We start from the raw sequence: 15465 nt of genomic DNA on the forward strand, positions 1-15465 counted from the left end.
GAGGTCAGTACCAACATGCCTGAACCCTTAGAACAAAAAAAAATGAGCCAGCAAGATGTCATTCGTTTAGAGCGTGATTTGGCCAAATATGCCAATATGATGGATTCGGTGGTGCGTATTCCGTTCACCAAGCAGGGTGTAGGTGCCGATGCAGCGCTGAGTACTGTTCCCATCGCTGGGGATATCGCGGGTTTTGCCTTGACTTGTTATGCCATTTATAAAGCCAAACAAATTGGCGTGCCGCAAGAGAAATTAAGTCCAGTGTTGAAGCTGGCTATGATTGATGCCGTCGTTGGTTTTATCCCTGTATTAGGGACATTGTTTGATATTTTTATCCGTCCGAGTCGTAAAGCACTGGATGTGGTTCATGACCATATTCGGGAAGAATACCAAATTCATTCAGAGCATCATGTGACTCATCCCTTTCTTCATGAAAAATTGGAAAAGAAACAGCAACAGTCCGCATTTTGGCGAAATCCAGTAATTGCATGGCTTTGGCTACACATCCCCGATTTGTTTGGCCTGATCTTCTTGGTCTGTTTTATTGGCTTATTATGGTGGGGTGGCAGTGTGATGTGGCATTGGTTACAAGGACTAAACCTAGGATAGCTGCTGATGAAATTTGAAGGTCAGATTACGGCGAATTTGCCAGCGATTGATTTGGTATGCACTGCTTCATTTTACCAAAGCTTGGGCTTTGATTTGATCTATCAATCCGCAGAGTGGATGATTCTGCGTTTAGGTGCGATGACACTGGAATTTTTCCATCATCCACATTTAGATCCAAACAGTTCATGGCATAGTGCCTGTATTCGCGTAGCGAAGATTCACCCCTATTATGAATATTGGTCTAAAGTGAATTGGGCGTTGTGGGAAACTGCCCGTATGACTGATATTCAGGATTTTGATGAGATCCGCCAGTTTTGTATCATTGACCCAAATGGTAGTTTATTACGCTGTATCGAAGTGACGATTGAATGAAGATGCATCTGTGATGCAGAGTCACAAAAAAGCCTCCAAGAGGAGGCTTTTTAAAATCTAGTGAACGAGTTTTTTATGGACAATCGAGCTGTTGTAAAGCAGCAACACGTTGTTCAATCGTCGGGTGGGTTTGGAACAAAGCGGCTAAACTAAAGCCTTGTTCTTGACCTGCCGCGATCGCAAACGCTTTCATTTCTTTAGGCATAGCATCTGGAAGTTGTGATTCTGCTTGTAAACGCAACAAGGCTGAAATCATCGCTTGTTTGCCTGCAAGACGGGCACCTGCTTCATCTGCACGATATTCGCGGTAGCGGGAGAACCACATCACGATTGCAGAAGCTAAAACACCAAAGACAATATCAAGCACAATAGTAATGGCAAAATAAGCTAAACCAGGTGCTTCTCCGTCTTCACGTCCAAAGACATTACGATCAATGAAATCACCTGCAACACGTGCAAAGAACATCACGAAGGCGTTCACGACACCTTGAACGAGCGCCAAAGTCACCATGTCACCATTGGCCACGTGACCAATTTCGTGAGCCAAGACTGCGCGAAGCTCGTCTTTATTCATACGCTCAAGTAAGCCAGTAGAAACGGCAACTAATGCATCGTTCTTGTTCCAACCTGTAGCAAAGGCATTCGATTGGTAAGAGGGGAAAATACCGACTTCTGGCATTTTAATACCAGAACGTTGCGCCAATTGAGCGACTTCTTGTAGCAACCATGCTTCAGCTTGGTTACGTGGGGCATTGGGGTCAATTAACTCTGTACCAGTTGTTTTCTTCGCCATCCATTTTGACATGAATAGAGAAATCATTGAGCCAACCATACCAAAGACAAAACAGATAACCAAAAGGTTACCTAGATTTAAGCCACCCGCGCCATGGTAACTACCGACACCGAAGAGTGACAAGATAATGCCAGCTACAACCAGTACCGCGAGGTTGGTTAGCAAGAACAAACCAATCCGCATCATTGAGAAAATCCTCTTATAATAAAAAAATAATCTGATTTATAAATCAAAAATCATTGATCTCAATATGAGGTGAAATTCTTCAAAATTCAAGAAAAAATAATAAAACTGCTATAAAAATTATTCAGAAATATGAATACGGGCGGAGGCGGTTGCATTTGTGGTGGCATAGGAACCTGGGGCATCAGTATAACTGCCATCAGAGGCTAGAATGATTTGGCGTGCAGGCGCAGTGCGACTCACGCTCAACTGTGTGCTTGGGGCTGAGTCTTCATTATAGTTAGCAGATTGCGCAATGACTTGAGTATTGCTTGCTGGACTATTTGAACTGATATTTAAGCTGCCTGAATATAAATTGCTATATCGACTGCTGACACGTCTCACGTAGTCTTGTGTTTCACGAAACGGTGGAATGCCACCATACTTTTGCACATTGCCTTCGCCCGCATTATAGCCTGCAAGGGCAAGGCTGGTATTACCATTAAAGCGTTTCATCAACCACGCAAGGTATTTCGCACCAGCGTTAATGTTTTGTTGTGGATCGTATGCATTTGAGACATTGAAGCGACGAGCAGTTGCTGGCATCAGTTGCATTAGGCCTTGTGCACCAACAGGAGAGCGGGCATTCACATTAAAGCCTGATTCTGTATGCATCACGGCTTTGATTAAGCCTTCTGAAACACCATGGGTTTGCGCTGCTTGGCGAATAATGTGGTCAAAAGCATTTTTGTTGCGACTATAACTGGGTAATACCGAGGATTCAGATGCTCCCCAATTGCTATAGCTGTGGATGTTGCTGTCTGGATAATAGGTTTTCTTTTCAACTTTTAAATTGCTATAACGACTTTGTTTATTGGTCAACAAAGTCGTGCCGTTCGAATCTTTGAGTTGATAGATGGTTTGACCTGCGTGACAATTCAGTGCCATGAACGAAATCGTCATACACCCCAAAACATAAAAATGAGTCAAAAGCAGCTTATTTTTCATTATCTATTATTAATCGTAAAAAATCGTTTTCAGTGACTAGAATTGAGTTTAGCAAAAAAATAACAGCCTGAAACTATTTTTAAGTTCAAAAAATCTATGACTTTGTAAAAATCAAGTCCAATTGCTGAGAGAGTAATCAAAAAAAATAATTAATTTATTTTTAATGAGGATTGCTTGACTAAGATAAGGTATTGAAATTAAACAAAAAATAAATTGATCAAAAAATGATCAATTTAAATAGAAGCCTTAAAGTATGGGATGAACACCTTGTCAAGCCTGCTAGAATCCACAAAGTTATCCACAGCTTTTGTGGAAAAATGTGGGAAAGTCCAAAAGATAAGCAGTTCAGCCAGAAAATGAACGCAATCGTTCAAAGTTAAACCGATTTTAATACATGAATATGACAGCAATGACAATTCATGAGAATTTACATTCTTTAGGTGCGAGATGATGACGAATCGGATAAAATTGCGCGGTATTTTTTTTAAGGTTTAACTCGTCTATGTTCTCGCCAGTTGAGTCCGATCAGGGATTTAATTTTAAACCAGAACTACCCACTAGCTCTGCGTATTATCGTTTGTTGAAAAAGCTACGCCGTCAGGTGGGTCATGCCATTCGTGATTTTAAAATGATCGAAGAAGGCGATAAAGTGATGGTCTGCATTTCAGGTGGTAAGGACAGTTACACCTTACTCGATATTATGTTGCAGTTTAAACGCATTGCACCGATCAATTTTGATGTGGTGGCGGTGAATTTGGACCAGAAGCAGCCTGGTTTCCCAGAAGATGTATTGCCGCGCTATTTAGAAGAAAATAATATTCCTTATTATATCTTAGAAAAAGACACCTATAGCATTACCAAACGCTTGACGCCTGAGGGCAAGACCTATTGTGCAGTATGTTCACGTTTACGCCGTGGTTCTCTATATGGCTTTGCACAAGAAATAGGGGCAACCAAAGTAGCATTGGGACATCACCGTGATGATATCTTGGCGACGTTCTTCTTAAACTTGTTCCATGGTGGCAGTTTGAAAGCGATGCCACCCAAGTTGTTGTCTTCTGATAAAAAGAATATCTTGATTCGTCCACTGGCTTATGTGGAAGAAAAAGACATCATCAAATATGCCGAAATGCGTCAGTTTCCAATTATTCCGTGCAACTTGTGTGGTTCTCAGGAAAATCTGCAACGCGCTATGTTGAATGACATGCTGCGAGAGTGGGATAAGGCCCATCCAAAACGCCTACACAGTATTTTTGGTGCCTTGCAAAATGTGTCCCCATCACAATTGGCCGATCGTGAGTTGTTTGACTTTGAAGCCTTAGACAGTGAACGAGAGTTCGACTTTAAGGGTGAAAGTTGTTCAACGGAAGATGAACCTGAAAGCAAACGGATTAACATGGTCAATCTTGGCTTTGTGGCAGATTAATTTTGTCATTTCAGCCAATGCAAAACACCAATCATTGATTGGTGTTTTTTTTATGTGAATGATTTTGATAAACTTTGTATAAGAAATATAAAATATGAACGGTACGTACAAAAAACTTTAGGCACATATAAGATATACATGCTATAACAATCTGCAAGCGTATTTAGCTTCACAATGATGCCGTCTGGATAGGCAGCACACAACGAACAAAGAATTGAGGAAACATCATGCCTGCTTTTTTAACTGATGATTGGTTTTCAACCGTAGAAACATTAACTGCTCAAGCGGGGAATCTAAACCTTCCACCTGCACTTGCAAATCTTGCAATTAACTTAGTTGTTGCTGACAATGCGGGTAATACCGAATTATCTTTAGATGGTGGCGCAATTAAAAAAGGCTTGTCTTCAAATGCGAAAACAACCTTGAACATGGACGCTGAAACTTTACGTAAAGTCTTCCTTGAGTTTGATATGGCAGCAGCAATGCAAGCATTCATGACAGGAAAAATAAAAGTTCAGGGTGATATGTCACAATTAATGGCATTGCAAACGGCAAAGCCAAGCCAAGAGCAAAAAGATTTATTTAAGAAAGTACTTGAGCTAACAGCTTAAGTATTCTGAAACAAAAAAAAGCTTACCTCAAAAGGTAAGCTTTTTTTTGCGATGATGATCAATTCTGGGTATGCAAAGTTTAGATATTGACCAACTGTGGCGAGGTTTTAATGTGCTCAAGATAGGCACGGATACGTGTCACATACTGAAGCGCTTGTCGGTAGCGACCATTTTTGGCTTGGTTATGCTCTAAATAAGCATAAAGATTGAGCCAGTTATTTGGGTCTTTACCTTGCGCTTGAATGCGTTTTTGAATCTGGCTCACCGCACCTGGCCCCATATTGTAGGCAACCAGTGCATACCAGTTGCGGTCAGGGAACGGAATATCGGTATAGCGGCTCAGCATCTGGTCGTAGTACTTAGCACCGCCTTGAATGCTTTGTGCAGGGTCGGTACGGTTATTCACACCCATTGCTTTGGCCGTGCTATTGGTCAACATCATCAAACCACGAACACCTGTAGGAGAAACAGAGTTCGGTTTAAGATAAGATTCTTGATAACCAATGGCCGCTAACAAGTGCCAATCTAAGTCGTATTTTTGCGCTGTGCTTTTAAAACTGGCCTTATAGATCGGCATACGTTGACGCAAATCACGTTGAATCGTATTCCAGTTTTCAGGCTTCACGACATTGCGGTTGTAAAAAGAGGCCAATTGACCAATTGAACCTGATTGTTTACTTTGACATACGAATCCGCTGGCTGTTTGGGTGAGTGGATCATTCGCATGTTTAAACACCCAATTCAGCTCAGTATTGAGGCCATTTTTACGCAAAACGTTCAAATCACCACAAGTTGCAGAAAAAGTAGACAAATGCTTTTGTTCAATCGTTTGAACGCTGGCGGTTGTCATTGCAAAATTTGCTTTGCCTTGAGCGACCCATTTGAGTGCCGTGGCATTATCAGGAACCGTTTTGAAGTCTAGCTTTACATTTAAGCTATCTGCATAGTTACGTGCAAGGTCATAACCAAAACCATGCAAATGTTGACCATCTTTAAAAACGGTCGTTGGATTTTCCACTGAAACGACAGTCAATTTATTATGATTGACGACATTATCATATTGGTAAGTCTTACTTGCATTAATACTATGAAAAGGAATTAACAGAGTACTTAAAGCAAGGGCTTTCAACGGGAGAGAGAAAGTTAATGAATTAAGGCAAAGCCTCGATCCAGAAGTTGAACTACTGTGCATGTTGTCTCCGCTACAAGTAATTTATGCCCCAGAACGCAAAGGCAAAACCATGCCTTAAAACGAGTTCAAGTTTGCTAAATTCAATAAGGGGTTGGGCATTCATGACGTCATTCAAAATGACATGGGATTAAAGGAATTATGTAGAAAAACTACATAGATTAAAAAATAAGCAGCTAATTTAAGATGTGCGCATAATATCGGGCAAATTCTAAAGTGTCAAATTTTGTGCAATATTTTTTTAAGAAATGTAACATAACGATTTAATTTAATTAGGGAATTTATTTTATAAACTTCTGTTGTGAAGAAATAAGGGATAAAATAAATCTTTGTTGTAAATAAACCAGCTGATTTAGACGACATTCATCATGAAATCAAACTTAATTACACGTGTTGGTCACGACAAATTAGTGGCAGAATTAAAGCACCTTTGGCATGAAGAACGGCCTGAAATTACCAAGAAAGTAAACTGGGCAGCAAGCCTCGGAGACCGTAGCGAGAACGCAGATTATCAGTACAACAAACAGCTGTTACGAAAGATTGATCGACGTGTTCGTTACTTAGGGAAACGGCTTGAAGAGTTGCGAATTATTGATTTTTCAGAAGAGCAAGCGGGCAAGATTTATTTTGGGGCTTGGGTAGATATTGAAAATGAAGCAGGTGAGCAAAAAACTTTACGGATTGTGGGGGTAGATGAAATTTATGATCATCACCCACAGCATATTTCAATCGATTCGCCTATGGCACGAGCTTTACTATCCAAGCAAGTTGATGATGAGGTTGAAGTCGTGACACCAACGGGCAAAAAACTTTGGTATGTGAATGCGATTCGTTATGAAAACAGTGAAAATTTAGAGAACTAAATGATTTTGTTTTAATTTTAGCCACTTAGTGTGGTTTTTAAAGAAAAGTATTTGCCAAGTAGATCGAATGTTTATATTATGTCGCCCATGGAAGCGTGGCAGAGCGGTTTAATGCACCGGTCTTGAAAACCGACGAGGGTGTGAGTCCTCCGTGAGTTCGAATCTCACCGCTTCCGCCAAATATCTAAATAAGCCCTTGTAAAAACAAGGGCTTATTTTTTATCTGTGCTTTTACCCCTCAACTTACCCCATATCAAATTTTGGATTGGCCCAAACTAGAAATAACAATATAAACCGATGCAGGACGGATAATTTATTTGGTCAAACTTATTCTTAAGTGCTCGAAGTTTGATTTATATTGAAACTTTTTGGGGTTAGGACGTAAAAGTGGACTGTTATGGAGTAGTTTCAGTGAATCGCGTATAAATTAGCGTGGCGATGATTGAAGCGATATTCGGTTTGTTTAAGAGCCAAGTCATTGCCATCTACTTGTGAGCTTCGCAAGACATTTGGCACAAGAAGATTAGATGTGCAACAAATGTTCATGTGAATTGATTTGAAAAGAAGCTTTAAAACTTATTTTTTCTTTGATAAATAACCTTGAAAAATTAGAAAGAGCCTCAGTTGAGGCTCTTCTTCTAATATTTTAGGACAGCTGATGTCCTCTTTTTTATGTGTAGCGGTTTATTGAGATGCTTTATATACACGATCTGCTTCTTCAAAACGATCTGTAATGTCTTGCGTTGGTGCTTTACCCAAAAGACTGATAACAACGATCGTGATGAGTGAACAGATAAAGCCGGGAATAATCTCGTAAAGGCCTGTAGCTGCAAAAAGGTTTTTCCAAAGAATGACCACAACCGCACCGACAATCATACCCGAGAGTGCACCGTTTAAAGTCATGCGTTTCCAGAACAAAGACAGAATGATGAGTGGACCAAATGCAGCGCCAAAACCTGCCCATGCATAAGCTACCAGGCCTAAAACTTTAGATTCAGGATTACCTGCCATCCAAATTGCAAGCAGGGCGATCAGTAGCACCATTAAACGACCGATCCAAACCAGTTCGGTTTGTGAGGCATTTTTACGTAAGAACGATTTATAAAAATCTTCGGTCAAGGTACTTGAGCATACTAAAAGTTGGCAGCTCAAAGTGCTCATGACCGCCGCTAAAATTGCAGCTAAAACAATTCCAGCAATCCACGGATTGAAAAGAATTTTAGTAAGCTCCATAAACACGGTTTCAGGGTTGGCATTAACCACAGCAGCTAGCTCAGGGTGTTCTGCAAAATAGGCAATCCCAAAAAAGCCCGCCGTTACGGCACCGCCTAAGCAGAGTGTCATCCAAGTCATACCGATACGACGTGCATTGGGAATAGATTTAACAGAATCGGCAGCCATGAAGCGCACTAAAATATGAGGTTGACCAAAATAGCCTAAGCCCCAAGCCAATAGAGAAATGATGGCAACAAGGTTTAAATTACCAAGTACATCAAAAGCTTGTGGGCGTGCTGCTTCAAGGACTGTAGTCATATGGTTTAAGTCGGAGAAACTCAGAAGAACTACAATAGGCGTGAGCAATAGGGCAAAAATCATTAAACCTGCTTGGATGGTATCAGTCCAGCTGACTGCTAAGAACCCACCAATAAAGACATAACTAATAGTTGCAATTGCACTGATCCAAAGTGCAGTGCTGTAGGGAATGGCAAACATACTTTCAAATAAGCGTGCACCTGCCACCATGCCTGAGGCACAGTAAATTGCAAAGAAAATCAAAATGACCAAGGCTGAGACAATGCGCAAGACTTTCTTTTGGTCATCAAAGCGATTGGAAAAATAGTCTGGTAAGGTGAGCGCATTGAACTGCACTTCGGTATGTACACGCAGGCGTCCTGCGACCAATAACCAGTTTAGCCAAGCTCCGATGATCAAGCCAATTGCAATCCAAACTTCAGATAAACCAGAGAGATAAATTGCGCCTGGTAGTCCCATGAGTAACCAACCACTCATGTCGGATGCTCCCGCAGATAATGCGGTGACAAAGCTTCCTAAGCGACGGCCGCCTAAAATATAGTCAGAGAAATTGGTGGTCGCACGGTAGGCAACCAGACCAATAATGACCATGGCGACAATATAAAAAAGAAAAGTAATGAGGGTAGGATTGAGGGAGCTCATACGATGTCCATATTAAGATGGCAGAGAGATTAAAATTCAAATGCTCAAAAAAGCTGGAAGAATTTTACAATATTAAAAATGATGCGTAATTTAGCAGGCTTTTATTGTTTTCGCAGGTAGAACAAAAAGGACAGCTCGAAAGCTGTCCTTTTTGGCTAAACGCAGGAGTCAGTTAAATATCTTTACGTCCCATAACACCACGGATGGTACTTAAAATATCGGCTGGTAAAACCACTGTTTTGGCATTGTTTGATTTAGACATGTCTTGCATCGCTTTGACATATTGTTCACCCAATAAGTAAGCAACAGGAATTTCCTTGTCGCCTACAGCCGAAGTGACCATTTCAATGGCACGCTGAGAAGACTCTGCTAAGACGACTTGTGCTTCTGCGTCACGACGTGATGCTTCTAAACGACCGTCTGCCTCTAAAATCGCGGCTTGTTTTTCACCGTCTGCTTTGGTCACGGTTGCACGACGTTGACGCTCTGCGGCAGCTTGTGCTTCCATTGCAGCTTGCATGGTTGAAGAAGGTTGAATATCTTGGATTTCAACGGTTTTTAGGGTAATGCCCCAGTCTGAGATATCATCCGAAATAGCCGCTTTCAATTTGGCTTTAATATGGTCACGAGATGAGAGTGCATCATCGAGATCCATTTCACCCACGATAGAACGTAGTGATGTTTGTACTAAGTTTTGAATGGCCCATGTATAGTTTTCAATGCCGTAGACTGCATTTACAGGCGTGGTGATGTTGATATACGCCACGGCATTCATGAGCAAAACCGCATTATCTCGGGTAATCACTTCTTGAGAGGGAATGTCTAATACAATGTCTTTGGTCGTGACTTTATAAGCCACCTCATCGACATAAGGAATCACAAAGTTGAGACCTGGGCTCAATGTAGTATGGTATTTACCCAGACGTTGCACAATCCATTTATAACCTTGCGGTACAATGCGGACACCTTTAAAAATGGTGACAGCGGCAAAAGCCAAAATTGCTAAAACAATAATAAATCCACCAGACATAGTCTTAACTCACTTTTAAGTATTTTCGTTGCTTGAGAGATGTGCTTTGACCATTAAATCATTGCCCAGTATTTCAACGACACGCACTCGGTCACCGACTTGGACTTTATCTAAAGTGCGACAGTTCCATTCATCTGAACCGAGAACTGGAATGGGAAAGCGAACGCGTATGTGTTCATTTTCAGGACTGGCTTGAATGACCATGCCAATTTGACCGATGGTTGCTTCGCGAGACAGTCCTGCTTTGGTTTTGTCAGTCGAAAGTGGTTTAATAAACTTAAACCAAAGTAAAGTGCATAAAATCGACAAAATAATCCACGTTACAAATTGCGTGGTAACGCCCATCATTGGGAACATCCAGTACAGAATACCGACCATAATGGCCGCAATACCGAACCACAATGCGGCAAAAGCAGGCAGAATCAGCTCTGATAACATTAACAGAACGCCCAATACAAACCAGTGCCAAGGCTCAAAAGCAAATTCCATACATCTACTCATATATTCGTTATAGGGATATAGATGCAGCAGCATCTATATCAATTTAGCAGATGAATAAGTCTTTGAATATTAAAAATCAAACTTTTTAGAATTTGGCTTTAGGTGCAGGTTTAAAGGCTGCTGGTGACTTTTTAAAGTCACCTATGGCTTTTTCAATTGACTTAATTTTGAGTTGTGCTGCCTTTTCACCTTCTAAAATAGATTGATTGCTCGCTGTTAAGTCTAAAGTACCTAGGTGGCCAACTTTGGGTTGAATCACTACAGTTGCTTGGCTTAGCTCTTGATTGATGCTTTGCTGCCCCATGATGTTAATGGTTTGATCGAGCAAACCCCACATATTCAGTGGCTTGTTTCCAACGGGACGGGCTGAAATATCAACTGCAATTACAATATCCGCGCCCATATCTTTGGCAGTTTTCACTGGAATTGGGCTAACAAGGCCACCATCGACATATTTGGTTCCACCAATCACCGCAGGGACAAAAACGTTCGGAATACTACAGGATGCTCGAACAGCTTGACCCGCATTGCCTTTAATAAAGTCGGCTTTTCGTCCTGTATCCAGACGGGTAGCGACTGCAGCGAAGCGGATAGGGAACTGTTGAATCGGTTTATTGCCGACATGTTTGTTGACATAGTCTTGCAGTTTTTGTCCTTGCACAAAACCTTGTGAATTGAGGGTTAAGTCTCGAATGTCCGATTCTTTTAAAGTCAGCGCAATTTGTTGAAGTTGATAAGGTGTTTTACCACTGGCATAGATACTACCCACAAAACTGCCAGCACTGGTTCCCGTGACAATTTTGGGTTTGATGCCATGTGACTCCAAAACTTTCAGTACACCAATATGTGCAAAGCCTTTGGCGCCGCCACCGCCGAGGGCAATGGCAACCACAGGTTCACGGGCTTGAACGGGAGTAGTTGTTGGTGTTTTCTTTGATGCAAGATCACATCCTGCCATAGTCAGTGTGAGTGCACCAATCAGAGATAAACGAGCAAAATTCATGGTCAAAAGTACTAAAACGCAAAACAAATAATGCTGCACATCTCAGCAGATTCGACCTTGATTTACTAGCTATTTTTTAAGCGTTTTTGTAAAGGCTTGGCCAACCATTTTGGGTTCTTGGCTGAAAATTTACCAACATAAAAATCTAAAATTTTCTCAAGGTCTTGCTCAAAATGCCCAGTAGGATGAAACACGCCCAAGCAGTGAATGGTCTTTTGTGTATAGTCAAAAGAGAACATCACAATCGGAACTTGTGCACCGTGAGCAATACGATAAAAACCGCTACGAATAGATTCGGCGTGTTTACGGGTGCCTTCAGGCGCCATACCGACCCAAATTTTTTCTTTGCTGTTGATAATCGCGATAATGTCTTGGGTTAAGCCTTGGGCATGGGTGCGATTCACAGGAATCACCCCAATCCATTCCAACAATGGTTTCAACGGGGTATGAAACAAACTATTCTTACCAAAAATGGTAATTTGAATGCCTAAACCTAGCAAGGCGGTGAAACCGTGCCATGCGTCGATATTGGAAGTGTGTGGTGAAATAATCGCAACGGCTTTGGGGAGATTTGGAAACTCACCAACAAAGCGCCAACCTTGCACTAAAAAAATCTGCTTAAACATAGTGCGAGTGAATGCAGACGAATTACGATGAGGCACTTGATCTGGTAGTTCTGGAAAAGATGGACTCATTATTATTTTACTCAAACGATCAAGATGAATATGATTTCAATAATAGGCATTGATCGGTTTGAATTCATTGGCAAAATAGTGAATGCCTACCGAGCCAAAATGAACACTTTGCCCAATTGATGAATTTAGGACGACCATGTTACAGACCCGAAATGTATATATTTTGCTATTTTCGCTGTATTGGGCACAAGGTTTACCTGTGGGGTTTATGACCCATGCTTTGCCCGTGATTTTGAGAGCACAGGGGGTTTCACTGGCACAGATTGGAGGTTTTGGACTGCTGATGTTACCGTGGTCGATTAAAGTGTTTTGGGCGCCGTTGTTAGATCGTTTTGGGATCACCCGTTTTGGTCACTATCGTAGTTGGATTATTCCTTTACAACTCTTGACTGTACTGGTGTTGATTGGGCTGTCTTTCCTCCCGATTGATGGATTAAATCAACCTATTTATTTATGGGCTTTCTTTGTGGGCCTACTCAGTATGAATTTGCTCGGGGCAACGCAAGATATTGCAACTGATGGGTTGGCGGTCAATATTTTAAAAGGGGAGCAACAGCACTGGGGTAATACCTTTCAGGTGATTGGATCGCGTCTTGGTTTTATTGTCGGTGGCGGGGCAATCTTGTGGGCACTGGATTGGCTGAGTTGGCAATCTACTTTTTTGATTTTGGCGGCAATTGTTTTTATAAATACAGTGCCGATTTTAGTTTACTCAGAGCCACAGCATAGAAAGGTTTCAGAAACGCAAACCCTATCTTTTAATTTTCAACAGATCAAAAACTATTTAGCTTATTTTATCCAGAGTCCTGTACTCGCAGCATGGTTAGCAGTGCTTTTGAGCTTTAAAATAGCGGATGGTTTAGCAGGGCCACTATTGAAGCCTTTAATGGTTGATTTAGGCTTAAGTTTTTCCCAGATTGGTCTATATGTGACCATGCTGGGGGCCTGTGCCGCTTTAATGGGTGCTGGACTTGCGGGCTACAGTTTGAAATTTATTCGGCGTTCCACTGCTTTAGTAGCGTACTCGCTGCTTAAAATCTTCAGTTTGGTAGCTTATGCATGGTTGGCTTTTCAGTATGAAATTAAGTATGGCATTCAGCCGTGGTTAATTTATCTGATTAATGCTTTTGAAGATATGACTTCATCTATGTTGTTGGTGGTCATGCTCACCCTAGTGATGCAATATAGTCGTAAACAGATGGCAGGCACTGATTTTACCTTTCAAGTGGCATTGATGGCCACCGTCAGTGGTGGATTATATAGTATCAGCGGGATATTGGGCGACTGGCTCGGCTATTTCCATTATTTATGTATTATTGTGGTCATTGCGATGTTGAGTTTGTGGTTTATTTTTAAATGGCGTGCCATTGCAACGCATTCAGATTTTTCATAATGCTTTCATAAACAAATCATAAAAAATGCTAAATAGTGAGGTAAATTATTAAAAAATATAACTAAATATTTTTTTAATCGTTCTGTCATATATGTCTGAACGGTAATATTTGTAACAAATTTACCGTAGGATATTTTGATAATGAAAACACAAATTGCAGTCGCAATCGCTTTAAGCCTAGTGGCAGGGGTAACATTCGCAGCACCTACTTTTTATGGTGAAATTGATGTCACGGCCGATTATTTACCTGAAGATAATGCCTCTCCAAATAAAGACCGTGATGTCGTTGAATTGAACTCTAATAACTCCTTTTTAGGCTTAAAAGGCGAAGAAAAACTCACAGATCGTTTAAATGCACTATATCAAGCAGAATTTACCTTCTATGTGGACAATGGGGGTAGCACAGATACTTTTGTTCCACGTAATTTACTTGTTGGCTTACAAGACCCAAAATTAGGGACATTGAAAGTCGGCAAAATTGATACTCCCGTTAAACAACTGTCTTCAGTGGTAGATACCTTTAATAACTATGTGGCCAACAAAGCTGATGTGGCAGGGATTTTCACTGGTGAAAACCGTATAGATAATGTTGTGGTCTATGAAACGCCAGCTTGGGGTCTTGGCACAGGAAAACTGAAAGCTACTGCACTGTTAGCCACTGGTGAAGCAGGGGGTATTGAAAAATCCAAAGGCGGAGCAAAAGTTGCAGGACGTGGTCTGGGCGATGCATGGTCAGCGTCAGTGGTTTATGACAGTAAAAAGTTTGTTGCCGGGATTGGTTATGATAAGGCCATTCCATCAACCTTTGCAGGACGTGGTATTTTGAATGCATCAGCGCCTGAGGTGACAGGCGGGGTGGTAGGCAGTGCTTTTGCAGCAGCAGATACCTTACGTGCCATTGGTCGAGTCAATCTCAATAATGGTTTGGCGTTGAAAGCTTTATATCAAACTTCTGAAGTGGCGGATGTACAAGGCAATGATGCTGCCGCAGCTACGATAGACGACGCACAAGGTTGGCTAATTGGTGCTGAATATAACTTACCGACTGCCAAAGCTTGGACAGTGAAAGCACAATACAGTCAAAACTCAACCAGCTTCAAAACGGCTAAAGACGACTTTGATGCGCAGCAGTTTATTGCAGGTGCTGATTATGCCTTTACCAAGCAAGTCAAAGCTTATGGTTATGCAGGAATTTTGACACTTGAACAAGCATCTTTTGAAACCAAGCAACCTGTAGTCGGCACTGGGATCGAATACAAATTTTAAGCTGTAGAACAGGCTCAGGCATACACAGACTAAAGCCGATCTAATTAAGGCGTTTTATGAAACGCCTTAATTTTTGCCCAAAAAGATGAAATCTTAATATCTGACATTCAGTACAGAGCTTGTTTATTCTCTCGTTTAGCCGAAAACAAAAACATCTAGTGGCTCAATATACACCACCATAAAATCCTTCGACTTGCAGCATTTAAAGGGGGCTTTTGAAAGGCAGCTCACTTTAAAGTTGCCACTTCGACATACCCTGCACATAAAAGCCATACTTCTATTCATGCTCTGGTTGTGCAAGGGTATTCCACATATCAAATCATACGTTGGGTCTTAAAAATCTCATCCGATAGTTTAATTTACCGTTAT

General features: G+C 41.3%; 15 protein-coding genes, 1 tRNA gene and 1 pseudogene. 8 read left to right on the forward strand and 9 right to left on the reverse strand.

Annotated features, from left to right (window positions below; all coding sequences use genetic code 11):
- The first annotated feature begins 15 nt into the window (after positions 1–15).
- Both ACE01U_RS05565 and ACE01U_RS05570 read left to right on the forward strand, forming a co-directional pair.
- On the forward strand, positions 16–609 hold the full coding sequence (locus ACE01U_RS05565) for a DUF4112 domain-containing protein (RefSeq protein ID WP_086208035.1): 594 nt from the start codon (positions 16–18) through the stop codon (positions 607–609).
- 6 nt (positions 610–615) lie between these two features.
- Positions 616–981, forward strand: coding sequence for a bleomycin resistance protein (locus tag ACE01U_RS05570; protein ID WP_395578908.1), 366 nt, complete (start codon positions 616–618; stop codon positions 979–981).
- Positions 982–1054: 73 nt separating this feature from the next.
- Here ACE01U_RS05570 and htpX read toward each other — a convergent pair whose 3' ends face one another.
- Both htpX and ACE01U_RS05580 read right to left on the reverse strand, forming a co-directional pair.
- A complete protein-coding gene (gene htpX, locus ACE01U_RS05575; protein ID WP_058870051.1) occupies positions 1055–1960 on the reverse strand; it encodes a protease HtpX in 906 nt (301 codons plus the stop codon).
- Between the two features lie 117 nt (positions 1961–2077).
- Positions 2078–2944, reverse strand: a complete 867-nt coding sequence (locus ACE01U_RS05580) for a lytic transglycosylase domain-containing protein (RefSeq protein ID WP_086208034.1) — start codon at positions 2942–2944, stop codon at positions 2078–2080.
- Between the two features lie 502 nt (positions 2945–3446).
- On the opposite strand from ACE01U_RS05580, the gene ttcA reads away from it, so the two are divergent.
- Both ttcA and ACE01U_RS05590 read left to right on the forward strand, forming a co-directional pair.
- Positions 3447–4370, forward strand: a complete 924-nt coding sequence (gene ttcA / locus ACE01U_RS05585; protein WP_086208033.1) for a tRNA 2-thiocytidine(32) synthetase TtcA — start codon at positions 3447–3449, stop codon at positions 4368–4370.
- 227 nt (positions 4371–4597) lie between these two features.
- Positions 4598–4981, forward strand: coding sequence for an SCP2 sterol-binding domain-containing protein (locus ACE01U_RS05590; protein ID WP_086208032.1), 384 nt, complete (start codon positions 4598–4600; stop codon positions 4979–4981).
- 79 nt (positions 4982–5060) lie between these two features.
- On the opposite strand, the gene ACE01U_RS05595 is transcribed toward ACE01U_RS05590, so the two are convergent.
- Positions 5061–6173, reverse strand: coding sequence for an MltF family protein (locus ACE01U_RS05595; RefSeq protein WP_395578909.1), 1113 nt, complete (start codon positions 6171–6173; stop codon positions 5061–5063).
- Between the two features lie 365 nt (positions 6174–6538).
- On the opposite strand from ACE01U_RS05595, the gene greB reads away from it, so the two are divergent.
- A complete protein-coding gene (gene greB, locus ACE01U_RS05600) occupies positions 6539–7033 on the forward strand; it encodes a transcription elongation factor GreB (protein ID WP_086208030.1) in 495 nt (164 codons plus the stop codon).
- A gap of 89 nt (positions 7034–7122) precedes the next feature.
- Positions 7123–7212 (forward strand) — tRNA-Ser (locus ACE01U_RS05605).
- Positions 7213–7418: 206 nt separating this feature from the next.
- On the opposite strand, the pseudogene ACE01U_RS05610 reads toward ACE01U_RS05605, so the two are convergent.
- The 6 genes and pseudogenes from ACE01U_RS05610 to ACE01U_RS05635 form a co-directional block, all read right to left on the reverse strand.
- Positions 7419–7507: pseudogene (locus tag ACE01U_RS05610) on the reverse strand (IS1595 family transposase); the annotation flags it as partial.
- Between the two features lie 210 nt (positions 7508–7717).
- The gene (gene putP / locus ACE01U_RS05615; protein WP_110974335.1) at positions 7718–9208 is read right to left on the reverse strand and encodes a sodium/proline symporter PutP; all 1491 of its coding nucleotides are present in this window, start codon (positions 9206–9208) and stop codon (positions 7718–7720) included.
- A gap of 172 nt (positions 9209–9380) precedes the next feature.
- On the reverse strand, positions 9381–10238 hold the full coding sequence (locus ACE01U_RS05620) for an SPFH domain-containing protein (protein ID WP_086208559.1): 858 nt from the start codon (positions 10236–10238) through the stop codon (positions 9381–9383).
- 15 nt (positions 10239–10253) lie between these two features.
- Positions 10254–10727, reverse strand: a complete 474-nt coding sequence (locus tag ACE01U_RS05625; RefSeq protein ID WP_086208558.1) for an NfeD family protein — start codon at positions 10725–10727, stop codon at positions 10254–10256.
- A gap of 97 nt (positions 10728–10824) precedes the next feature.
- Complete coding sequence (locus ACE01U_RS05630) at positions 10825–11742, reverse strand: patatin-like phospholipase family protein (protein WP_395578910.1); 918 nt, start codon at positions 11740–11742, stop codon at positions 10825–10827.
- Positions 11743–11807: 65 nt separating this feature from the next.
- Complete coding sequence (locus ACE01U_RS05635) at positions 11808–12437, reverse strand: 1-acyl-sn-glycerol-3-phosphate acyltransferase (protein ID WP_395578911.1); 630 nt, start codon at positions 12435–12437, stop codon at positions 11808–11810.
- Between the two features lie 136 nt (positions 12438–12573).
- Between ACE01U_RS05635 and ACE01U_RS05640 the strand changes: the two genes are divergently transcribed.
- Together ACE01U_RS05640 and ACE01U_RS05645 are read left to right on the forward strand one after the other, a co-directional pair.
- A complete protein-coding gene (locus tag ACE01U_RS05640; RefSeq protein WP_395578912.1) occupies positions 12574–13830 on the forward strand; it encodes an MFS transporter in 1257 nt (418 codons plus the stop codon).
- Between the two features lie 141 nt (positions 13831–13971).
- Positions 13972–15096 (forward strand): porin, encoded by a 1125-nt coding sequence (locus ACE01U_RS05645; protein ID WP_395578913.1) that lies wholly within the window; start codon positions 13972–13974, stop codon positions 15094–15096.
- Positions 15097–15465 lie beyond the last annotated feature (369 nt).

Source organism: Acinetobacter halobius, assembly GCF_044130335.1.
Lineage (GTDB): Bacteria > Pseudomonadota > Gammaproteobacteria > Pseudomonadales > Moraxellaceae > Acinetobacter.